The organism is Mycobacterium sp. JS623, from assembly GCF_000328565.1.
Taxonomy (GTDB): Bacteria; Actinomycetota; Actinomycetes; order Mycobacteriales; family Mycobacteriaceae; genus Mycobacterium.
The window spans coordinates 855,922-877,469 of sequence record NC_019966.1; the positions used below are offsets into that span (position 1 = coordinate 855,922).

Here is a 21,548-nt window from a genome sequence, read left to right on the forward strand (position 1 = left end):
GATCATGGTGCCGTACTGGGAAGATGGCGGCCCCACCGAACTGTTCAACCTGGTACTGCTGTGCCCGTATCACCATCGGCTACATCACCGCGGCGTCATCACCATCACCGGACCCGCCGACCATCTGATCGTCACCGACAGCGACGGCCAACCACTCAGCGCAGCATCGCTCGCGCGTCCACCGACCCAACCCCCACCCGATGTCCCACCCTGGAACGGGCCCCTGGGCGAGCGCGCCGACTGGTGGTGGTATGAACCCTTCCAACCACAACCACCACCAACAGACAACTGACGCGTGGTACACCAAACGTGTTGGCGCGTAACTGGCTTCGTTCGCGTTGCGCGCACTGGTGACGTGCGGCGCAACTGTTCTCGTTCGTCGGTGTTTTGAAGGCCGGTGTCCTACAGATCGCTCACGCCTCCTGATGCGAAGCAGTCGATCTCGTATGTGGTCTGTTTCGAGCAGCCATGAGCAGAACACGTTGAGAGGCGGACCCCTCCCGTTATCGCGTGCCCGCAGCACGGAAGCTGTCCCGTAATGAGAGGAACTCAAGGGGGTATCTCGGAAAGGCCGCATGCATCGATTGCGCATCGAATGGTTACGATGGCGTCGATGCAACTGATGGCAACGCAACGAAAGGTGCCATGGCCCGATATCTCTTAGCCGCAAGCCCGCTTGCCGGTCATGTCATGCCTATGCTGCGCATCGCCGCGGATCTGCAGGGGCGCGGCCACCACGTCACCATGCTCACCGGTGCGCAATACCGCGATCGGATTAGCCGCTGCGGTATTCACACCATTGACCTGCCTCTAGCGGGGCAGCCTTCTGCGCAATGCGGTAGAAGCGTTGTCAGCACGTGGCTTCCCACGCTGATGAACCGGTTGTTGGCCGGCCGCAGCGAAATGCGCTCGGTGTTCATCGATCCCATGACAGCGCAATACGAGGCGCTTCTTGGCGCACTGCACTCTGCAGACGTCGATGCGGTGTTGTGCGACGTCGCGTTCACCGGCGCAGTGCCGTTGATCTTGAGCAAGCTGCGCCGTCCGCCGATTGTCGTGTGCGGCGTGGGCCCGCTGACCTTGTCCAGTGCCGACACGCCGCCGTTCGGAATGGCCTGGCAGCCACGCCCGAACACCGACTACCGGATGATGAACCGGTTCGTGCACCATGTCCTGTTCGCCGACATTCAAGCCGAGTTCAACCGCTGTGTAAGCGATCTCGGGTCCCCACCGTCGCCGGTGTTTCTCACCGACTGGCCGGTGCTCGCCGATCGGCTGCTGCAGCTGACCATTCCCGCGCTCGAATTCCCGCGCCGCGACTTGCCGCCCTCCGTGGTTTTCACCGGCCCGGTCCTCCCTCGTGCAGAGTCGACCGAGTCCCCGACGCCCGGTTGGCTCACCGACCGCCCCGCCTCGACGGTGGTACACGTGACACAGGGCACCTGGAACAACGACGACCCGGCTGACCTGATCCGGCCGACGCTCGACGCACTCGGGCAGCGCAGCGACCTGCTGCTCGTCGTGACTACCGGCCGGCCAGGGCAGACGACGGTGCCCGGCCGGGTCCCGTCGAACACCTACATCACCGACTATCTGCCCTACAGCGAGCTGCTGCCCTACGTCGACGTGATGATCACCAACGGCGGTTACGGCGGGGTGCATGAGGCGCTCTCTCATGGCATCCCGTTGATCATCGCGGGGGGCAGCGCCGACAAGCCCGAGGTGGCTGCGCGCGTGCGCGCCACCGGAGCAGGCATCACCCTTGACGCCAAACGACTTTCACCGTCGCGCATCTCCATAGCCGTCGACGACATCCTCTCGAATGCGCGCTATCGCGCCGCCGCTCGCGTGCTGGCCGCCGACATCGCCGAAACGAATGCCTTCGACACGATCGCCGACACGCTCACGGGCTTCACGCCAGAACACCGGCCAGTTCCGCTGCGACTAGAGCAATGAATTCATCGGCGGCGAACCGCGATCGCCGCACCCACCACGACCACTGCCGCCACGGCCGCCGTTGCCGACAACGTCACGCTGCCCCGGTCCGCGGCGCCGATTGCGATCGCCACCAGCGCCCATAACGTGCCAGCCACGTAACTGGGAGAGCCGCGCAACATCGCCGTCATCCCCAACGCGAACACCGAGGCGATCACCAACACTGCGAACTGCCACCACGGCGCCGACGCAGACAGGCCAGAATTGATCAGCGCCGCAGCAACATTCGCGAACACCGCAATGCTGCTCCACCCCAGGTAGACGCCGAACGTCACCGTCGCCAACACGGCCAGCCACCGCGGACACGTCATATCGTGTGACCGTCGGACCAGCAGCCGCATGATGTGGATCAACGCCGACACCATCACCGCGAAGACCACCACGCTGACCCACAGCCAATCCTGCGCGGCCACCACCAGCCACACGCTGAACCCGACGAACACCACGCTGGCGTCGATGAGCAGGCTCGTCTCCCACCACGCGCCGAGCCCGTAGCGCAGGACCGCCACCGCCGTCGCCGCACTCAGCGCAGTGATCAAACCCCACAGGCCGAACGCGTACCCGGCCGGCGTGATCAGAGCCTCGTTCGTGGCGCCCGTCTCGAGGAAATTACCGGCGAGCGCTTCGGCGACGAACGGCGCGGGCAACTGGCTCAGCGCCAGCACCGCAGCGATCCATCGCCACCTCACCACTGCTCTTGGCTCGATGCTCGTTGTGTTGGCCAACTCGTCTCCCTTCGGACCCACGGTCTACAGGGATTCGGAGCAGCGACGCCTTTGGATGGGACATGAAAATGCCCGCCTGTCAGCGACATTCGCTCACAGGCGGGCATCCGGGCGGCTAGGTGCTGATACCGACCACTTCTTGAGCGATATCAGCAAGCCGCGTCTGGGCGGCCGACACGACGCGCGCACGATTCTTGTGCGCCTCCTCGTAGGCCACGATCGCGCGGACGTCGCTCGGATCGGTGAGCTCCTTGACCTCCGCGACCGCGTCGGCGACCGTCAGTTCGTCGTAGTCCGGGATCGGCAACTCGGAGGCGTCGAGCACCCCGCCGGCGGCACGGGCGGAGTGCAGCGCGTCGGCGGCCTTGCCTGCGCCTTCGTCGCGGACGACCTCTTCCGCACGCTGTAGCGCCGCATCGCGCGAAGCGCCCAGTGCCTTGAGCGTCACTTCACTGGCCCGCTGGGCGCGACGCCGCAGCTCCTCGACCGCCGGGCCGGTCGAGCGCAGCGCTTCGACAGCCCGGTCGACCGACTGCGCCGACCACGACATCGGCAGATTGAACAGCTTGATCGCGGTGCCCGCGGTGGCCTGCAGCGGCGTGCGCCGCAGGGCGGCCGGGCCACCGAGCGCGTCTTCGGCCAGCACAGTCGTCAGCCAATTGACCGTGGCCGAATGCGCGGTGATCAGCCGGTCGGCGAGGTCCTGCACGTCGGTGTGCTTGCCCGCGACGGCGAGCGCCTTGATGTAGCGGGCACGGTCGAGCAGCTGGTCCTCCAGCGCGAGGTCGCCGAGCAGCGCCTCGTCGAACGGCTGCGCCTGCTCGGTCAGCGCCTTGACCGCAGCCGCGGCGCGCCCGAGGAAGGGCCCGATCGTGTCGGGAAAACCGCCGAGGTTCCTGATCGCCTTCTGAATGGCCTCGGCGCGGATGCGGCCGTTGTTGGCGTTCTGCGACAGCTCCTTGCGCACCGCCTCGGTGCGGGCCTGCGCGACGCGCGTCTCCGCGACCTGGATTTCTGTATGGGTGAGATCGAGCATGGTGCGCAGCTGCGCGAGCAGCCTGGTTTCGGTGTCTGGTGCAGACATGGTGGATGAGCCCTCTCAAGTGTGTTGTGTGTGACGACTGTGCTTTCCGCACTCACCCATGCGGCTACCCACTACCCGCATCAGAATTACGCCGCAGCTGCTGTGACATGAGTCACGCCCGTAATGCGTTTGGCAGGGCTTCTTCAACGACACGCCATGCCGATCTTCATCCCGTTAGTCGCCGATACCCCCTAGCGCTACAGCAGCGTCGCCTGGAGGGTATGCCGAAGCCAGTCCTGGTACTGGTCGCTGCTCCACTGCCACTGCCCGGTGAACATGGCGTACACCTCGCTGCTCGTGAGCGCCCACAGGATGGCCGCCGCGTCCTCGACGGTCATCGAGTCAAGCAACGGACCGTTGGCGGCCACCCATTCCGCGACGGTCGTCATGGCCTGCCGCCGCTGCCGCAAGTTCAGATCGTCACGTAGCGAAGCGATTTCGGGGTTCGACCGCGGCCGCGTCCCGCAGCAGCGCATTGTCGGGGCCGACGCGGCGCAACTGCGCGGTGACACCAACGGCGAAGCGCCGCAACTGCTCTCGTTGGTCGGTGCTTTGCCGGACGGTCTGCGGTCCCTCGCGCTCGAGAAAAGGGATGTCTTCGTCGTCGCCGCCGATGACATCGTCCATCACCTCACGGCTATGTTTGCGGCACACATGGCGTGGGCGGCGGCTACGGGTTGCCGAGGCGGACATGGATCCCGTGACTGGCGAGTTGGTCGAACGTGTAGATGAAGTCCCCGCGGTGGCTCACGGAAACGACGTATCGGTCCTGACCCTCTGTTATGGGGAAGGTGAACAGGAACGTGCATGTCGTCTCGTCGCCCTTGCCCTCCCCAAGTGACGTGGCGGTCAGAATTTCGCCTTTGCCGTTGCGGACGACGACTTGCGTGGCGGGGGTGATATCGGCGTAGCCGTTGACTCCGTGACATGCCCCGTTGTCTGATGCGATCGAACTGACAACCGCATCTGGGCCGCCACCGGTCAGCACGAATGTACCTGTCACAGTGGCACTTTCGAGGACATGGAAGCCGGTGGCGAAGCGCGGGCAGAAAATGTCGACGGCGATCTTGTCGGCGGCCTGACCCTGTTGCGGGCCACCGTCGTCGAGTTGTCGGCAGACCTGCTTGCCGTGCGCAACCGCGTTGGCGTCGGAGTTGAACTGGCCGGCCAGTCCGGCATCGTGCAGCGTGGACAGGTAGACGTCCTCCGGCGGCGGTGAATGACGGCGTTGGGGAACGTGCAGCGCCCAAAACACCAGGGCCGCCATCACGATGACCACGGCCGCCGCGCCGGTGCCCAGCCAGGTTGACCGGATACTGGTCCTGCCTCGCGCGGGCACATCGACGTAGTCGGGCAGCATGGCGCCACCGTCGGGATCGTCGGCCTGGGCTCTGCCGTTGCGGACCCGCCTGGTGGGACGTCCGGCGACGTAGTACCGGCCTTCGTGCCGTGCAGTCGGGTCGGGACGCCATCCGGTCAGGGCGACGTCTTTGCCTGGGGCGCCGCATTTTTCGCAGACTCCGCTGCTGTCCACAGCTGAACCGCAAAATGGACATGCCGTCACGGCAGTACCCCAGCCTCTGACCGGTAGTCGGGCGACTGGAGCGAATCTGCCTTTGCGTCGCGGCGGAGCATCACCGCCATTGTCGCCCGTTCGCCCTGCTTTTTGGCGCCCGTTCGCGACTAGAACTCGAGTCTCAACGTGCGCCGACGGGCGCGGTCGACCGCACACCCGTCGTCCGGAACCGACTCCGGTACATGCTGGGCGAGACGCCGAGCGCGCGGCGGAAGGTGCGTCGCATCGTGTCCGCAGAGCCGAAGCCAGCCCGTCGCGCGACCGCTTCCTGGCTGTTGTCTCCGGTGGCCAACAGCACCTTCGCCGCCTCCAGTCGCGCCCGCTCGACAAACCGTGCCGGCGTCATCCCCACCTGGACCCGGAACATGCGCACCAGATGCCGCTCGCTGACCGCTGCGCGATCGGCCATGGTCGCGATGGAGTGGTCCGCGCCGGGATCGGAGACCACCGAGTCCAGGATTTCGCGCAGTCCTCTGGATACCGGCAGAGCCGCCTCGGTCCAGACACTGAACTGCGCCTGACCGCCCGGCCGCTGCAGGAACACCACCATCCACCGCGCGACGCGTCTTGCCACGTCGGGGCCGTAGTCGCTTTCCACCAGCGCCAGGCCGAGGTCGATGCCGGCGCTGATGCCCGCGCCCGTGATGAACGGCCCGTCCTGAACGAACAGTGAATCGGGATCCACCGACACGTGCGGATACGCGCGAGCCAACTCCTGACAATGCGCCCAATGCGTGGTCGCGCGGCGCCCGTCGAGCAACCCGAGTGCGGCAAGCACAAACGCGCCCGTGCACACCGACGCCACCCTGCGTGCCCGCGGCGCCAGTTCGCGCACCATCTCCAGCGCCGACTCGACCACGTCCGGCGTCTGCTCCTCTGGAATGTCGTGCTCACCCGGCGTGAAATTGAAGTCGGCTGGCACACCGCCCGGCACGATCAGCGTGTCGATCCGGTCGGGCACCTCTGCCAGACACGTGTCGACATTGAGCGTGACGTATGACGTCGTCTGGACGGCTTCACCGGTCAGCGAGGCCAGAATCACGTCGTATCGCGCGCCAAAGTCGTTGGCACGGGCGAAGATTTCCAGTGGCGCGGCCACGTCCTGCAGCGTCACCTTGTCATACAGCGCGAAGACGACAGTCTTGTGTGCCTGTCCCGGCCGCTGCGGCCTGTTCTCGTCGGGCACCGTCACACCCCCATCTAAAAGGTGCAAACAAGCTAACGGCCATGTGTTACGACGACGTTGCCGATGGCACGTCCGGATTTGCCCGAATCGTGTCCGGTCCTGACGGCCCGAGAATTCCAACCGTAACATCGGCGAAACCTGCTGAGCTGAAGCTCCTTTCATGGATTCTCGGACAGCCTCGACGCTGAGCATCGGCGTCCTCGGCGGACTGGCGGTCGCACTGACCGCAGAAGTCATCACGGTGCCCATCTGGGTGGTGTTCTTGGCTTGGGCGTCGTTCTTTTTCGTCGGCGGCGGGACCGCGGGCTGGATTCGATCGGTGTCGTCGAACCTCGTCGGCGTGGTGATCGCCTCGGCCAGCCTGTACGCCGCCTACCTGATGGGCGGCAGCCTGCTGGTCACCGCCATCGCGGTGGGCGTGGGCAGCGCGGTGATGGTGCAGGCGTCATGGGTGCCGCTGCTGTCCACCACCCCGGCTGTCGTCGTCGGATTCGCTTCCACCGTGTCGACGGTGGCGGGCACCGGCAACGACATCACCGTCACGACCATTTCGCACCCCGGCCTCGTCGCCGCCGTCGCCTGTGTGCTCGGGGCGTCCTTCGGACTGCTCTCGGAATACTTGGCCACCGTCATGACGAAGAAAACGGCCGGTGAGCGCGTTAGCCAAACCGAGACCGCGCCGACGGAAGGAAGCCCTGCCTGATGAAACTGCAGCACTATCTCGGCGGCCTGGAAGGCCTACCCGAACCGCTGACGATGGAAAAGCGTGTCTTCGTCGCGGAGTGGGAGAAACGCATCTTCGGCATCCACGTCGCGATGATGGGGTTATCGAATCATCTCGGCTCGGCCCTGCCGGCCTATCCGATCGACGAGGTGCCGACGGCCTTCAAAGACGAATGGACGTGGGCCGATCTGCGCACCGGCGCCGAGGCGATGAACCCCTTCGACTACTTCAAATTCCGCTACTACGAGAAGTGGCTGGGCGGCATCACGCAGTTCTTCATCGACAAGGGCTACGTGACCGAAGAGGAACTCACCGCACGCGCCGCCGAACTCCCTTCGGCGCCAGACGTTTCGGGTGAGGCTGCGGTCGACGATCAGGTGATCGCCTATCTGCGTGAAGGCGACAGCCCCCGTCGCGACGTCGCGCACCCGAAGTTCGCGGTCGGGTCCACCGTCCGGATAACCAATGTGCCTGCCGACGCGCACAGCCGGTTGCCGGGCTATCTGCGCGGACGCACCGGCACCGTGGAACGCGTCTTCGAGGGCGATTACGCCTACTTCTGCCACACCGGCGACGGCATCGGCGACCCGATGCCGATCTACATCGTCGAGTTCGAGCCTTCAGAAATCTGGGGTCCGCGTGCCGAGGACGGCCCACTGATGCTCTACGCCGAGCTTTTCGAGGCCTATTTGGAACCGATCGAGGAGGAGTCATGACCGGGCAGTTCGCCTACCCGCCGGATCGCGAGGAGGCCAGCGCGGCGAAAGCGGCCGCACTGGAGTCCCTGCTGATCGAGAAGGGTGTGATCACGCCGCAGACCGTCGATAAGGTGCTCGCGTATTTCGAGACGGAGATGACACCGCTGAACGGCAAGAAGATCGTCGTAAAGGCTTGGACCGATCCGGAATTCGCGGAGAAGATCGTGGTCGACACGCCTGCCGCGATCGCCGAAATGGATTTCCCCGACGGCATGGCCGGCGCCGAAGGCGAGCACCTGCAGGCGGTGGCCAACACCGCCGGCGTGCACAACCTGGTGATCTGCACGCTGTGCTCGTGTTTCCCGTGGCCGGTGCTCGGGCTGCCGCCGTACTGGTACAAGGACCCGACATTCCGGTCACGCGCGGCCCGCGAGCCGCGCAAGGTGCTCGCCGAAGTCGGCGTTGACCTACCCGCCGACACCGAGATCAAGGTGTGGGACTCCAGCGGCCACTCGCGGTGGTTCGTCATTCCCGAAAGACCGTCGGGCACCGACGATTTCACTGATGAGATGTTGATGAATCTGGTGACGACAGAGTCGATGATCGGTGTGGCGCTGGCAGGGCAGCAGTCATGAAGCTGCACGAGACCTGCACCACGGATCAGGCGGCCCCGGTTTTCGACCACGAATGGCAGCGCAGGGCTTTCGGATTGGCGCTCGCGCTGTCCGAGTTCCGCCACTACCCGTGGAGCGAATTCCAGGAGACCCTAATCGCGACGATCGGTGAGTGGGAGAGCACCCCAGAATCCGAACGCGGGCAATGGGAATACTACGACCACTGGGTCGCGACGCTCGAGAAGCTCGTCGACCGCCACGAACTGCTGACCGCGCCGGTGCTGACCGACGCCAGCGACCACGCGCTGCCCGGCGCACACGACCACGACCACGACCGCTGAGGATTTCCGATGAACAACGCAAACCCCGCTTTTGACGTCCCCCGGGTCAACCTGCGAGCGGCGGCCGCAGTGCTCGCCACCCCGGCTCGATTGACCGTCATCACTATGCTCGCCCTGATCGCCTACTACTTCGTCGGATACGACCAAGGCGCAGTGTCGGTGTTCGGTTCGGACACCCACATCCACGAGTTCCTGCACGACGCCCGGCACCTTCTCGGATTCCCATGTCACTGACGCTCGAAATGCCGTCTGCTATCCGCTTGCTGGTTCCCGGCGCTGTGGCAGGCATCGTGTCATACGCCTTCAGCCGCGTGATGATCGAACCGCTGATTGGCGCCGCGGTGGACTACGAGGGTGCGCGCGAGCACGCCGAATCGCAACTTGCCGGGAGCGATCATGACCACGGTCATGAGGTGTTCACTCGCGCGGTGCAAGAGAACGTGGGCGCTGCGGTCGGCGTCGTGGTCTTCGGCATCGTCATGGGTGTGCTGTTCGCGGTCGCCTACACCATGATTCGAACCGTGTTGGAACGGCGGGGCATCACACCGGATCCGACCGGTCTGGCGTTGATGTTAGCCGCGGGCATGTTTGTCGCCATCGTGTTGGTGCCGAGCCTCAAGTATCCCGCGAACCCGCCGACTGTCGGGCTGGAAGACACTATCGGAGCGCGAAGTTCGTCGTTCCTGGCGATCACGGTGATCTCCGTCGTGAGTGCGTATGTCGCGGTAAGTGCCGGGCTGGCCTGGTCGCGTCGGTGGAGTCCCTGGCGCGCGACAGCTCTTGCGTGCGGCGGTTACGTCGCGGTGATGCTGTGCACGATGGCGCTGCTGCCCAGCTTTCACGAAGTGCCAGGCCCGCTGAGCGGACCCGACGGCCTTGTGCTGGGCGGCTTTCCGGCCGAGGTGCTGGCCGAGTTCCGGCTGTATTCGTTGGTGAATCAGGCGTTGATGTGGATGGTGATCGGCGTGACGTGGGCTTGCCTCGCCGCTGTGCCGCGGAGGTCGGCTAAGGACGCTCTCGCGGTTGGGACGCGTCAACTCTAAGGGCTGTTGGCGGGGCCAAAACGGCTATTTGTAGCGGCACGCAATGCGCCGACGGCCCCGAAAACGCCTGGGCGAAGGCGGGTCCAGATGGTTCGTGGGCCCGAATGACATTTCCGCACAGCTAGTTTGAAGCGAATTTACAGGTTACGGGGTTTGCAGATCGAGGGTCTCTATCGCAAATTTGTGTCGAGGCCCTATCTGGATTACCGATACGCTTTTCGAGTGATGCGGGCTAGCAATAGATCCGCCGCGGCCATGTCGCCACCGTACCATCCGCGCGTACTTGCAAAGTGGCGCTAGTGGCGCCAAAATGGCGCCATGCCCAGTGTGCAGATCAAGGACGTCCCAGAGGACACCCATCGCGTATTGCGCGAGCGAGCGGCCCGCGCGCACCAATCCCTGCAGGAATACCTTCGGAGTCGCCTGATCGCCGATGCGAATCAGCCGACTTTGGAGGAGGTTTTCGATCGGGTCGCGACGAGAAGCGGTGGCAAGGTGCCGTTTACCGATGCGGTGAGTCACCTTCGGGCAGAACGTGATCGTCGTTGACGCGAGCGTGGTGGCCGTCGCGCTCGGCGATGACGGGGCCGACGGTGAGCAGGCCCGGGTCCGCCTGTTGGACGAAGCGTTGGCAGCCCCGGAAATCGTCGATCTCGAGGCGACGTCGGTCTGGCGTCGTCATGTCGCGGCGAAGTTGATGACCGCTCGCCGAGCCGCCCTCGCCGTTTCAGACCTCCGGAATCTGCCGCTCCAGCGATCGCCTCATCGGCCGCTGCTCGACCGCATCTGGCAGCTGCGGCGAGGCGTGACTCCATACGACGCCGCTTACGTCGCGCTTGCCGAAGCCCTCGACGTCGCATTGGTGACGGCTGACGCACGGCTCGCGCACGCCCCCGGCATCAGATGTGAGGTCGAGGTGATCACCGGGCGTGTTCGGGCGCGGTGACGGCTTCGTGGAGTCGCCCCATTCACCCCGGCGGCGGATACGATGGATTGCACACCGACGGGTGAACAGCGATCAGGGCGCTGAACCGACTGATCTCGACGCAATGTGCGCCGCGTCCATCGACGGTACGTCAATGACTTGGTGCCGAGTCACGGTGCGATGGACGAGAGGGACTGAAGTGAGACGAGAGGTCGCCGCCGAGCTCGAGGTCGAAATCACGTCGCCGACGACATTGGAGTTCCAGATTGCCGTCGCACCGCATCCCGGCGCCTCGGTTTCGGAGACCCTGTCGTTCGACTTGAACGGCTCGACCGTCGAGCCGTTGGAGGTAAGCGGTGTGCACGGCAACCGCATTCACAAACTCGAAGTGCCAGTCGGCAATCTGCATGTGCAATACGCCGCGGCGATCGTCGGGCGAGCCGACCCCGCGCCCGTCACCGAGTACGACCTGTCGATGTACCTGCGCCCCAGCCGCTACGCCGAGGCGGACAAGTTCTTCGGTTTCGCCGCAACGGAATTCGGCAACTACGCCGACTCGACGACATTGCTGGAAAAGGTGTCCTCCTGGGTCGGCACTCGGCTCAACTACGTACCCGGGTCTAGCGACCCGATCGACGGTGCGGTCGACACTCTGCTTGCCGGCGCCGGTGTATGCCGCGACTACGCCCATCTGGTCGTCGCCTTGTTGCGGGCCGTGAAGATACCGGCCCGAGTCGTCTCGGTGTACGCGCCGGGGCTGTCCCCGATGGACTTCCATGCGGTGGCCGAGGCGTTCGTCGACGGGCAGTGGCGGGTGGTCGACGGGACCTTGCTGGCGCCGCGCCAGTCGTTGGTGCGCATCGCCACTGGACGTGACGCCGCCGACATCGCGTTCCTCGACAACCACAAGGGCGCAATCGAACTCACCAAAATGGAGGTGATGGCGGTCGTCGACGGGGATCTTCCGAACGACTCGATCGACCAACTGGTGTCGATCGGCTAGGAGCCTCCCGGCCGCGTGATCGCCGCGGCTGAGAGGCCGCTTACCGGCTGAACCGACGTTAAACAGCGGTCTTGACCCGTATTGCCAACGGCGCCAGCGAAACTCAGCGCCGCTTGTTGAGATCAGTGATCGACTCCGAGGCCGCGAGTTTGGCTGCGGACTTGGCGTGCTTGTCGGCCCGTTTCTCTTTCAAAGATTTTCCGGACTTCTTGGTCATGGCTTGCCGCGGAGACTTGTCAGACACTGCTGGCCCCTTGTTTCGTGGGGGCCTGGCTGGTCCCGATTCCCCGACCATACGTCACCGACCCCGCGTGCGTGGATGCACGCGCGGGCAAACATGCGACTCCTGCCTCATCGCGGCGGTCCCGGGGTGTACCGTAAAAGCTGTTGGGAACCCAGCCACTCCGGGCTGTGTCAGCCGTCTTGACCGCTGATCGCGCCGAGCAACCGCTCACGCCGGATACGCAGGTACCGACCTAATGTCGGGATCACCTTGAACGCTCCAACCATGGTCGAGTCGCTGACTCCTGCTGCGCTGCAATGGCTTTCCCGCACCGCTCGATTCGGGATTCTCAGCGCTCAAACAACACCGCCCTGCGGGGCGGCGAAGTTCAGCATGGGCCTGTCCGACGCGCTGCGCACGCATGGATCGGACACAGACGTCATCTGGGTGCCCGACGGAGAACTGTCGTCACTGTCTCGAGTAATGGGGGTCTCGCTCAACGGCTCCGCGCCATCGGTCGATTCCTGCCGAAACCTGCTCGACCAGGCCGACGTCGCGGTCATCCAATACGGGAACGCCGTCGACTGCATCGACGGCGACGACCTGATCGATATTCTCCAAGGACTGCGTGTCCCGTCGATCGTCATCGCGCACACGGTTCCGAAAGAACCTACGGCACAACAACGTTCGATTCTCGAGGCGATCGCGGCCAGCGCCAGCCACATGGTCGTCACCTCCGAGGCGGCGCGTCAACGTCTATGCCTGACCTACACGGTCGACCGCCAGAGAGTCACGATGATCCCGCTGGGCGCCGCCGTCCCCGACGCCCCTCGCATGAAGGTCCCCAGCAGGCCGACCATCTTGACGTGTGGGCTGTTGGGTCCTGGCAAAGGTATCGAAAAGGTCATCGACGCGATGCCCCTGCTCAAGGATTTGCCTGGGCGGCCCCGGTACCTCGTCGCCGGTCCCACTCATCCGCGCGTCCTGGCCGCCGAGGGCGAGGCGTATAGGAGTGCACGTATCGAACAAGCCCGGCGCCTGGACGTGGCCGATTCGGTGAAATTCGATTCCGGCTATTACTCGGGACCGATGCTCACCACGTTGATTCAGCAGGCTGCTGTCGTCGTGCTGCCCTTCGACGAAGAGCACGCGAGCTGCGGCGTGCTGGTCGATGCGATCGCGAACGGCAGACCCGTCGTCGCGTCCGGATTTCCGCACGCCGTCGAGCTTCTCGACAGCGGCGCCGGCATCATCGTGGACCCCGACGACACCGACTCACTGGCGTCGGCGCTGCGCACCGTCATCCGGCAGCCTCGCGTTGCCGGGACCATGGCCGCCGAGGCGCGCAGCCGGGCAGCGGAGCTGGCATGGCCCTTGGTCTCCGCTGCCTATATCCGGCTTGCCCAGCACCTCCTCGCCGAACGCCGGTCGCGAGCATGACCGCGCAGCCACCACACCCGCCTCGCATTGGCGCCGGGCTCCGATTCGGGTAGACGTGGCGATCTTCGACCAGCTACTCGCCGCTGTTGACGGCAAGCGTGGGGTAGACGCAGCCGACCGACTCTGTGAGGCATGCGTGACGCTCTTCGACGTCGACGCCGCGGCGATCTCACTGGTGTTCGACGGCGCCAACACCGGCACGCTGGGCTCCAGCGGCGAACCGGCGCGCAAGTACGACGAACTCCAGTTCATGCTCGGCGAGGGACCCTGCCTGGACTCTGTCAGTCGCCGCGCGCCCGTCGTCGTCGTCGACCTCGCCGACCCCGACGAAGCGCGCTGGCCCGTCTACGGCCCCGCCATGCTGGACCTCAAGGTGCGCGGCGTCTATGCCATGCCCGTCCTGGTCGCAGGCGAATACATCGGTGCGCTCGACCTGTTCTGTGCCCAGCCCAAGCGTCTCGAGGACGACCACTTCGCCGGAGCCATCGCCGCCGCCGAACTGGCCAGCATCCCGCTGCTCGATCTTCTCGACCCCGACATGCAGGGCGCCTTCGGCGACCCCGACAGCAACGCCTGGGCCGAACTGCACGCCCTGTCGCGCGCCGAGGTCAGCCAGGCCACAGGCATGCTGGTGGCGCAACTCGGGGTCGAACCCGCCGAGGCCCTGGTCAGGCTGCGCGCCCACGCATATGCGACCGGCCGCAGCGCCACCGACGTGGCACGCGACATCCTCGACCGTGGGCTAAGGCTCGAGGAACATTGATTACAGGCCCGCAAATCGCCACCGCTGCACGACCACATTGGAGGGCATCATGACTGAACCCCCTCGCCAAACCGGCGTACTCGACGCGGTGGTCTCCCTCGTCGACACGTTGCTCGAGGACTTCGACACCGTGGACCTACTCACGGAACTCACTGAGCGTTGCGCGCAGCTGCTCGACGTCGCCGCCGCCGGATTCCTGCTCGCCGATCCGCTCGGCCAGCTGCGTCTGCTGGCCGCCACCACCGAGCAGGCCCATGAATTGGAACTGTTCCAGTTGCAGGCCGACGAGGGCCCGTGTGTCGACTGCTATGCCACCGGGCAGCCGGTCTGGGTCGCCGACCTGACGGCGGAAGTGGCGTGCTGGCCCCGGTTCGTCCCCGCCGCACTGCAGGCAGGGTTCGCCTCTGTGCACGCCGTGCCGATGCGCGCGGCCGGCCTCGTCCTCGGCGCGCTCGGTCTGTTCGGCACCGGCCCCGGCGAACTCACCGCCGCCGACCGCCTCGTTGCGCAGACCCTCGCCCACGTAGCGAGCGTCGCGCTGCTGCGGGAGCACGCGCCAACCCGGGCGACCGTCGTCCCGCAGTTGCGCGCCGCGCTGGCCAGCCGGGTGCTCGTCGAGCAGGCCAAGGGATTCCTGCGCGAAGCCCTCAATCTGCCGGTGGAGGACGCCTTCACTGTGCTGCGGGCCTACGCGCGGGCCAACGGGGAACACCTCACGGTTGTCGCCCGCCGGTTGATGACCGACCGCCGCGCGCGACCCGCGCTCGTCGCGGCAATCGCCGAATTCGCAACGCCCCCAACGTCTTAGGTGCGTCGGCGGGCCTGCGCGCGCCGCACCGCCTCGTCAACCAGCCGCTGGGCCACGATGTGCAGCTTGATGTTCTGCGCCTGGCTCAGCCGCATCAACCGACTGAACGCCTCCTCCGCGTCGGCCCCCGAGCGGCTGCGGATGATCCCGACCGCCTGATCGATCACGGCTCGGTTGCCAAGGGCCCGCTGCAACTGATTGGTGCGCTCCCGGGCCCTGTCGAGCAGCTGCCCGTTGTACACCGATACCGCCGCTGGTCCGGCGAACTGCGTGCCCAGCTGCACGGCGTGCTCACCGAACGCGTCGCGCCGATAGGCGTAGGTGTTGATGGCGCCGATCACCTTGTCGTCCACGATGAGGGGCAGCGCCAGCGCGGAATGCACGCCCATCCTGGCCACTCGGCCACCGAGGTGCGGCCAGCGGCTGTCACTTCCCAGCGACCCGCTGACGGTGGGCCGCCGCGACGATATGCATGTCAGACACGGACCCTCCTGGACGTCGAGATATTGCGCCTTGTCGATGTCTTCGACGAACTCCGCGGTGACAGCCCATGTTTCGATCGATTCGTCGTCGCCATCGACCAGCGTGACGCCGGCGCCGTCGACCCCCGGAATGGCCTGCTGCGCGAACTCGGCCACTTCGCCGAGGACCGCGATCAGGCTGCGGGCGCCCGCGACGATCCCGGCCACACCGGCGAGCGCGGCCTGCAGATCGACCTGCTCGGCTTCGAGTTGGGCGGCAGACAGATCGGGCTGTGGTGCCGTTACCCGACCTGGCTGCGCGTCGTAATCAGCCATCCTGCGTAGGAACTTACCCGCCCGGGCAAGGGCGATGTCAGTTGACGAGCGCCAACGCGTGCGCGCGTCGCAGCTTGCCCGATGGCGTCTTCGGGATCATGCCGGGCGCCAGCACGACGACGTTTCGCGGCCGCACGTCGACTTCGGCGAAAACCTCGTGGGCTACCTGGCGTTCGACCCGGCGCACCTGTTCATGATCATCGAATTCCTTGCACTCCACCGCGACTGCGAAGGTCTCCCTCGACAGTCCGGCATCCAGCCGCACCGCGACCGCACACCCCGGGCGCACCCCGGTCACGCGGCCCGCCGCACGTTCGATGTCGGTCGGGTAGATGTTGCGCCCGGCCATGATGATGACGTCCTTGAGGCGCCCGCACACGACGACATCGCCGGTCTCGGTCAGGTAGCCGAGGTCGCCGGTGTCGTACCAGCCCCTCGCGTCCTGCGCCGCGATGAATCCGGCCACCGTGGTATATCCCCGGGTCACCGGCTCGCCGCGCACCTCGATGACACCGACGGCGCGCGGCCCCAGCACCGCGCCGTCGTCATCGATGATGCGCAGCTCCATGCCCTTCAGCGGCTGGCCCAGGGTGACCAGCCGCCGGGTGTTTCCGCGAGTCGCCGGGATCGCGCGGCGCAAGACGGCAAGCAGATCGGCGTCCACCTCGTCGACTTTCATGCCGCCGCCACATTCGGAGAACGACACGGCCACCGTCGTCTCGGCCATGCCGTATGCGGGGATGATCGCCTCGGGTCGCAGCCCGAACGGGGCGCCCGCCTCGCAGAGGTCCTCCACGTCGAGCGGGTCCACCTGCTCGGCTCCCGACAACGCCCAACGCAACGACGACAGGTCGTACTCCCCGGGCTTGGCCTGCTTGCGCAACCGGTTCGCGAACAGGTTGTAGGCGAAGTTCGGGGCCGCCGTCATCGTGCCGCGGTATTTGTCAATCAGCTTGGCCCACAACAATGTATCCCGCAGAAAGTCCATGGGGGTGATCTTGACCAGTTCGGCGCCGATGTACATCGGCACCGTGAGGTAGCCCGTCATGCCCATGTCATGGAAGCACGGCAGCCAGCTCACGATCACATCGTTGTCGAGATCGAAGGCGCAGCCTTCCATCATCGCCTCGGCGTTGGCGACGATGTTGGCGTGGGTGATCTGAACGGCCTTGGGCGAACCCGTCGAGCCGGATGTCAGCTGCATCAGCGCGGTGTCGTCGTCGTGGCTGTTGACCGGTCGGACAGGCGTGCTCGCGAGCAGTTCATCGATGGTGAGCACCGCCATGCCGAGTTCGGCCAGCACCGGCGCCGCGGCCATGAACGGATCGGAGACGACAACGGCCTTCGCCGAAATCATGTTGATGACGGCGGTGGTCTCCTCGGCCCAGCGCGCCAGGTCGGTGCGGGGCGTCGGCTGATGCAGCATCGTCACACTGGCACCGCGCATCCAAATCCCTTGGGCGGTAGGCGCGATCTCGACGGGCGCACCGGCCAGGACGGCGATGGCGTCGCCGTGGCCGACACCGGCTGCGGCCAATCCGCCCGCGACTCGCGCTGCGCGCTGGTGAACTTCGGTCCAGCTCTGGCGAATCGGTGCATGTGGCTCTCCGGTGATGAAGCTCCGCATACTCCATTTCGCGTTGGTGAACATCGTCTCGGTAAATTGGCTCACGAAAATCCTTTAGACATAGGCGTTTTGACGCCGTGTGGAGGTAGTTCGAGTCATCGAGCGCGCTGGGGACGCTGCGCGTGGCGATGATGCGCGAGCCGCTGGGGTTCGACCGTCGTGCAGCCCTGCCTGGGGCCGACGATGAGTGCGGAGGTGCGGGTCTCCTCTGTGTACACCCCAGATGGTCACCTCGCCCCGGATGAAGCGTGGTGCCGTGCGTTTCAGACACACCGACTGTACAGACCCGGCCGCTGCTGATCGTCGGCGCGCGCCGAGGTCGGCCCAAGTCGGTATAAACACCGAATAAGCAGGCACGGGACCCCCCTTGCGACGTGCGCAACCGCGAAAATCGGCTGACGTCAGGGGACAGGCACCCTGTTCGGCGGGGACGTCAGATCGCCGCCGTGACGTTTCCGCGAGGCTGGAGAATCAACCCGCTTGGACCGTACCGCCTAGACCGTCCGCGGGTCGACATTTCCGGCTGACCGATTTGATGCTTCTATTTGTGACAAACAACCTGTATGTCGCGTCGTAGGCCTGCCCATCTCAGCCGCTGGCCCGTATCCGCTGATAGTTCTTATGGAAGGCGCTCTCCCAGCGGGAAGACGAACCGCGGCCGTGCCACATCCGTTAACGTCACCGAAGATGACCACGTCGACTGAAGCCGCATATCCCCAGTCGGGCCCCGCGGCGACGCGCCGAGCCATTTGGAACACCGTGCGAGGATCGCTCGGCAATCTGGTCGAGTGGTACGACGTTTACGTCTACACGGTTTTCGCGCCGTACTTCGAAGGCCAGTTCTTCGACGAGTCGGAGAAGAACTCGACTGTCTACGTCTACGCGATCTTCGCGATCACCTTCGTCATGCGACCAGTCGGCTCGTGGTTCTTCGGCCGCTTCGCCGACCGTAGCGGCCGCCGCGCCGCGCTGACCGTCAGCGTCTCGCTGATGGCCGCCTGCTCCATGCTCATCGCGCTTGTGCCGTCGCGGCACAGCATCGGTGCCGCCGCCGCTGTCATCTTGATCATCGCCCGGCTTGTCCAGGGCTTCGCCACCGGCGGCGAGTACGGGACCTCGGCCACCTACATGTCTGAGGCCGCTACCCGTGAACGCCGTGGCTTCTTCTCGTCGTTCCAGTACGTCACGCTGATCGGCGGCCACGTGCTGGCTCAATTCACGCTGCTGATCATCGAATCCGTGCTGACCACCGAGCAAGTGCGTGAATTCGGTTGGCGCATAGCCTTTGCCGTCGGTGGCGTCGCCGCCGTCGTCGTGTTCTGGCTGCGCCGCACGATGGACGAGTCGCTAAGCGAGGAAGTCATCGCCGGCGTGAAGGCCGGTGAGGAGCCGCAAGCCGGATCGCTGCGCGAACTGTTCGCCCGCTACTGGAAGCCGCTGCTGCTGTGCTTCCTCATCACCCTCGGCGGCACCGTCGCGTTTTACACCTACAGCGTCAACGCCCCGGCCATGGTCAAGACCGCCTACAAGGGCCACTCCATGACCGCGACGTGGATCAACCTGATCGGCCTCATCTTCCTGATGTGTCTGCAACCGGTCGGCGGTCTGCTCAGCGACAAGATCGGCCGCAAGCCGCTGCTCGTTTTCTTTGGCGTCGGCGGCCTCTTCTACACCTACTTCCTGATCACCTACCTGCCCGATCTGCGCTCGCCGCTCACATCGTTCTTCCTCGTGGCGGGCAGCTACGTGATCCTCACGGGATACACGTCGATCAACGCGCTGGTGAAATCCGAACTGTTCCCCGCACACGTGCGCGCACTGGGCGTCGGCATCGGCTACGCCTTGGCGAACTCGATTTTCGGCGGCACGGCGCCACTGATCTATCAGGCGCTGAAGGCCAACGACCAAGTGCCACTGTTCATAACGTATGTGACCATCTGTATTGCAGTGTCTCTGGTCGTCTACGTGTTTTTCCTGAAGAACAAGTCCGACACCTACCTCGACCGCGAACGAGGCTCAGCCTTCCAGCGGTGATATGACGCACGGTTGCGGTCAGGCTGCGCGCCGATCCAGCAGTCTCGTCGGTGTGTGTGGCTCACGCCATGGAAAACAGCTCTTGCATCACGATCACACTCGCAACGCGCTGCAGACCACCTTCCACCGCGATGCGTTGATCGTCCGGGCAGTCCAGCAACTGATCGAGCGCCGTGGGCGGCCTTCTTCATGTCGTAGATCGGCTGGTCCTTCGCGGCTTGCGACGCGAACGTGTCCCGGTAAATGAAGTTCGGCAACACCGTTTTGGCGTTCACGTAGAGCATTTGATTCAGGCGGTCGCGGCCCTCGACACGTTGCGTAAGCGGCAAGCGATCCAGCGCGGCGATCAGCGGCTGATACTCGCGCACGCACGCAGGCAGGTCGTCCCGCAAGAACGGCGTCATGCTGTTGGACTGTGCGGCAACGAATTCAGCGTAGCTGGCAGCCAGCCGAATCTGCGCTCCACTGCTTGCATCTCCGTGCTGCTGACTTGCCCCGGTATCAGCAACGCGAGTTGTCTCGTTTGCGCCGAGCATCACATCGAGCAGCGCCGATTTCTCGGCGGCACTCAATGCCGCGTTGTCATTCAGCGCGTCTACGCGGTAATACGCGTAGCCGCCCAGCATTTCGTCGGAGCCTTCGCCGGTGAACACCACCTTGATACCCGCGGCCCTCACTGCACGGCTGAGCAGAAACTTGGCCACGCCGTGGCCGTTGAACATCTGTGTCTCGGCATGCCAAATCGCGTCCGCGAATGATTCGGCGATCTCCCGACCGGTGATGGGAACTCGATGGTACGTCGCGCCGACATGCTTAGCCTGAGCCTCAGCGATGCTGGCCTCGTCGTAGAGCGGGTTCTCAAACGTGAGCGTGAATGCCCAGATCGGTCGGTCCATCTCATGCTGCGCGAGTCCGAGCACGGCGCATGAGTCGATGCCACCACTTAGATATGACGCGACCTCGACGTCGGCGACAAGTCGTTGCCGCACTGCATCGCGCAACGTCTCGCGGAATTCGTCGACGATCTCGACGTCGCTTCGCGTGTCCGCCCGCATCTGCTCCGCGGTCGGCATCTCCCAGTCCCAATAGGGATAGATGCGGACGTCGCCGTCCCTGGCGATCGCATAGCAGCCCGGCGGCACTGTACTGATCCCGGCGAACTCGGTTTTCTCGTGAGATCTGCCAGTACATCCGATAGCGCCCTCGATATCCCATGCGGCCGGCACACCCAGCGCCAACAAGGCCTTTATCTCCGACGTAAACACGTCGCTGTCCACCACCGTGTAACACAGCGGCTTGACCCCGAAGCGATCGCGAATCGCGTACATCGCACGTTGGCGTTCGTCGGCAATGACCGCCGCGAACTCACCTCGTAGCAGAGCTGCCGCCTGCATGCCTCGCTGGTGATAGAGGTGCAGCGCAATCTCGCTGTCACTCTCGGTGGAGAAGCGATAGCCGTCCTCGCGCAGCCGCTCGCGAATCTCGCGGTAGCCGTGAAACTCGCCGTTGACCACCATGTGCACCGCGCCATCGGGGCTGCTCATGGGCTGGCTACCGTTGTTCAAACCGATGATCGAGAGGCGCGTGTGTCCGAGCGTCCACTCCCCGTCACTCGACATCGAGATGCCCGCGCCGTCCGGTCCGCGATGCTCCAGAAACTTGAGCGCCGCATTGCACTGTTCAGCCGATAGGCCGCGACGTGTCATTGCGGCGAAAATCCCGCACTTTGTGTCCTCCGACATCCCCCAGACTCGCGCGCCGACCTCGGAGCGTCGGCACGACAGCTCAATCCACCATGACGCCGACCAAGCAGCGAGGCGTTTTAGCACGAACGCGAGAAGAACGAGTAGTCGACTACTCGATACCGAATACCCGCTCGGGAGCATTCTGGGCTGGCCGGAGGGGGCCGCGGGCGGCGGCCCAAATGATGGAAGGACGACCA

24 protein-coding genes and 1 pseudogene are annotated in these 21,548 nt (G+C 65.1%); 15 read left to right on the plus strand and 10 right to left on the minus strand.

Features of this window, described 5'->3' with window-relative positions:
* Positions 1–13: 13 nt before the first annotated feature.
* Together MYCSM_RS04030 and MYCSM_RS04035 are read left to right on the plus strand one after the other, a co-directional pair.
* Positions 14–292: pseudogene (locus tag MYCSM_RS04030) on the plus strand (HNH endonuclease signature motif containing protein); the annotation flags it as partial.
* Between the two features lie 398 nt (positions 293–690).
* A complete protein-coding gene (locus MYCSM_RS04035) occupies positions 691–1,956 on the plus strand; it encodes a glycosyltransferase (protein WP_232425718.1) in 1,266 nt (421 codons plus the stop codon).
* Between the two features lie 2 nt (positions 1,957–1,958).
* Here MYCSM_RS04035 and MYCSM_RS04040 read toward each other — a convergent pair whose 3' ends face one another.
* The 6 genes from MYCSM_RS04040 to MYCSM_RS04065 all read right to left on the minus strand — a co-directional run bounded on the left by MYCSM_RS04040 (position 1,959) and on the right by MYCSM_RS04065 (position 6,572).
* Positions 1,959–2,720 carry a hypothetical protein gene (locus MYCSM_RS04040; RefSeq protein ID WP_041313170.1) on the minus strand — a complete coding sequence of 254 codons (762 nt, stop codon included), beginning with the start codon at positions 2,718–2,720 and terminating at the stop codon, positions 1,959–1,961.
* A 115-nt stretch (positions 2,721–2,835) separates the two neighbouring features.
* Positions 2,836–3,804 carry a hypothetical protein gene (locus MYCSM_RS04045; RefSeq protein ID WP_015304864.1) on the minus strand — a complete coding sequence of 323 codons (969 nt, stop codon included), beginning with the start codon at positions 3,802–3,804 and terminating at the stop codon, positions 2,836–2,838.
* A 197-nt stretch (positions 3,805–4,001) separates the two neighbouring features.
* A complete protein-coding gene (locus tag MYCSM_RS04050) occupies positions 4,002–4,193 on the minus strand; it encodes a hypothetical protein (protein WP_041311291.1) in 192 nt (63 codons plus the stop codon).
* A 31-nt stretch (positions 4,194–4,224) separates the two neighbouring features.
* Complete coding sequence (locus MYCSM_RS04055) at positions 4,225–4,431, minus strand: hypothetical protein (protein WP_041311294.1); 207 nt, start codon at positions 4,429–4,431, stop codon at positions 4,225–4,227.
* A 43-nt stretch (positions 4,432–4,474) separates the two neighbouring features.
* Entirely contained in the window at positions 4,475–5,338 is an 864-nt protein-coding gene (locus tag MYCSM_RS04060; protein WP_015304865.1) for a DUF732 domain-containing protein, read from the minus strand.
* 163 nt (positions 5,339–5,501) lie between these two features.
* Positions 5,502–6,572, minus strand: coding sequence for a GlxA family transcriptional regulator (locus tag MYCSM_RS04065; RefSeq protein ID WP_015304866.1), 1,071 nt, complete (start codon positions 6,570–6,572; stop codon positions 5,502–5,504).
* A 154-nt stretch (positions 6,573–6,726) separates the two neighbouring features.
* Between MYCSM_RS04065 and MYCSM_RS04070 the strand changes: the two genes are divergently transcribed.
* The 9 genes from MYCSM_RS04070 to MYCSM_RS04105 all read left to right on the plus strand — a co-directional run bounded on the left by MYCSM_RS04070 (position 6,727) and on the right by MYCSM_RS04105 (position 11,914).
* Entirely contained in the window at positions 6,727–7,269 is a 543-nt protein-coding gene (locus MYCSM_RS04070) for a DUF1097 domain-containing protein (RefSeq protein ID WP_015304867.1), read from the plus strand.
* Positions 7,269–8,006: a nitrile hydratase subunit beta gene (gene nthB, locus MYCSM_RS04075; protein WP_015304868.1), complete on the plus strand. Its 738-nt coding sequence runs from the start codon at positions 7,269–7,271 to the stop codon at positions 8,004–8,006. Before MYCSM_RS04070 ends, nthB begins: the two co-directional genes overlap by 1 nt.
* A complete protein-coding gene (gene nthA / locus MYCSM_RS04080) occupies positions 8,003–8,623 on the plus strand; it encodes a nitrile hydratase subunit alpha (protein ID WP_015304869.1) in 621 nt (206 codons plus the stop codon). Before nthB ends, nthA begins: the two co-directional genes overlap by 4 nt.
* Positions 8,620–8,943: a nitrile hydratase accessory protein gene (locus MYCSM_RS04085; protein WP_015304870.1), complete on the plus strand. Its 324-nt coding sequence runs from the start codon at positions 8,620–8,622 to the stop codon at positions 8,941–8,943. Before nthA ends, MYCSM_RS04085 begins: the two co-directional genes overlap by 4 nt.
* Before the next feature lie 9 nt (positions 8,944–8,952).
* A complete protein-coding gene (locus MYCSM_RS04090) occupies positions 8,953–9,177 on the plus strand; it encodes a CbtB domain-containing protein (RefSeq protein WP_015304871.1) in 225 nt (74 codons plus the stop codon).
* On the plus strand, positions 9,168–9,986 hold the full coding sequence (locus MYCSM_RS04095; RefSeq protein ID WP_015304872.1) for a CbtA family protein: 819 nt from the start codon (positions 9,168–9,170) through the stop codon (positions 9,984–9,986). Before MYCSM_RS04090 ends, MYCSM_RS04095 begins: the two co-directional genes overlap by 10 nt.
* A 318-nt stretch (positions 9,987–10,304) precedes the next feature.
* Entirely contained in the window at positions 10,305–10,535 is a 231-nt protein-coding gene (locus MYCSM_RS35720) for a FitA-like ribbon-helix-helix domain-containing protein (RefSeq protein ID WP_015304873.1), read from the plus strand.
* Entirely contained in the window at positions 10,522–10,932 is a 411-nt protein-coding gene (locus tag MYCSM_RS04100) for a type II toxin-antitoxin system VapC family toxin (protein ID WP_015304874.1), read from the plus strand. The genes MYCSM_RS35720 and MYCSM_RS04100 overlap by 14 nt, the downstream gene beginning before the upstream one ends.
* A gap of 133 nt (positions 10,933–11,065) precedes the next feature.
* On the plus strand, positions 11,066–11,914 hold the full coding sequence (locus MYCSM_RS04105) for a transglutaminase-like domain-containing protein (RefSeq protein ID WP_198344994.1): 849 nt from the start codon (positions 11,066–11,068) through the stop codon (positions 11,912–11,914).
* A gap of 103 nt (positions 11,915–12,017) precedes the next feature.
* On the opposite strand, the gene MYCSM_RS37720 is transcribed toward MYCSM_RS04105, so the two are convergent.
* Positions 12,018–12,158, minus strand: a complete 141-nt coding sequence (locus tag MYCSM_RS37720) for a hypothetical protein (RefSeq protein WP_198344995.1) — start codon at positions 12,156–12,158, stop codon at positions 12,018–12,020.
* 264 nt (positions 12,159–12,422) lie between these two features.
* Between MYCSM_RS37720 and MYCSM_RS04110 the strand changes: the two genes are divergently transcribed.
* The 3 genes from MYCSM_RS04110 to MYCSM_RS04120 are packed head-to-tail and all read left to right on the plus strand — an operon-like array spanning position 12,423 to position 15,148.
* Positions 12,423–13,577: a glycosyltransferase gene (locus MYCSM_RS04110; protein ID WP_015304877.1), complete on the plus strand. Its 1,155-nt coding sequence runs from the start codon at positions 12,423–12,425 to the stop codon at positions 13,575–13,577.
* 55 nt (positions 13,578–13,632) lie between these two features.
* Entirely contained in the window at positions 13,633–14,340 is a 708-nt protein-coding gene (locus tag MYCSM_RS04115) for a GAF and ANTAR domain-containing protein (RefSeq protein WP_015304878.1), read from the plus strand.
* A gap of 49 nt (positions 14,341–14,389) precedes the next feature.
* Complete coding sequence (locus MYCSM_RS04120) at positions 14,390–15,148, plus strand: GAF and ANTAR domain-containing protein (protein WP_015304879.1); 759 nt, start codon at positions 14,390–14,392, stop codon at positions 15,146–15,148.
* Here the strand turns inward: MYCSM_RS04120 and MYCSM_RS04125 are convergent.
* On the minus strand, positions 15,145–15,945 hold the full coding sequence (locus tag MYCSM_RS04125; RefSeq protein ID WP_015304880.1) for a GAF and ANTAR domain-containing protein: 801 nt from the start codon (positions 15,943–15,945) through the stop codon (positions 15,145–15,147). The two genes, MYCSM_RS04120 and MYCSM_RS04125, sit on opposite strands and share 4 nt — an antisense overlap.
* A gap of 37 nt (positions 15,946–15,982) precedes the next feature.
* A complete protein-coding gene (locus MYCSM_RS04130) occupies positions 15,983–17,617 on the minus strand; it encodes a fatty acyl-AMP ligase (RefSeq protein ID WP_015304881.1) in 1,635 nt (544 codons plus the stop codon).
* Positions 17,618–18,259: 642 nt separating this feature from the next.
* Between MYCSM_RS04130 and MYCSM_RS04135 the strand changes: the two genes are divergently transcribed.
* Positions 18,260–19,606, plus strand: coding sequence for an MFS transporter (locus MYCSM_RS04135; protein ID WP_015304882.1), 1,347 nt, complete (start codon positions 18,260–18,262; stop codon positions 19,604–19,606).
* On the opposite strand, the gene asnB is transcribed toward MYCSM_RS04135, so the two are convergent.
* Positions 19,567–21,312 carry an asparagine synthase (glutamine-hydrolyzing) gene (gene asnB, locus MYCSM_RS04140; protein WP_198344996.1) on the minus strand — a complete coding sequence of 582 codons (1,746 nt, stop codon included), beginning with the start codon at positions 21,310–21,312 and terminating at the stop codon, positions 19,567–19,569. The genes MYCSM_RS04135 and asnB overlap by 40 nt on opposite strands.
* Between the last annotated feature and the right edge of the window lie 236 nt (positions 21,313–21,548).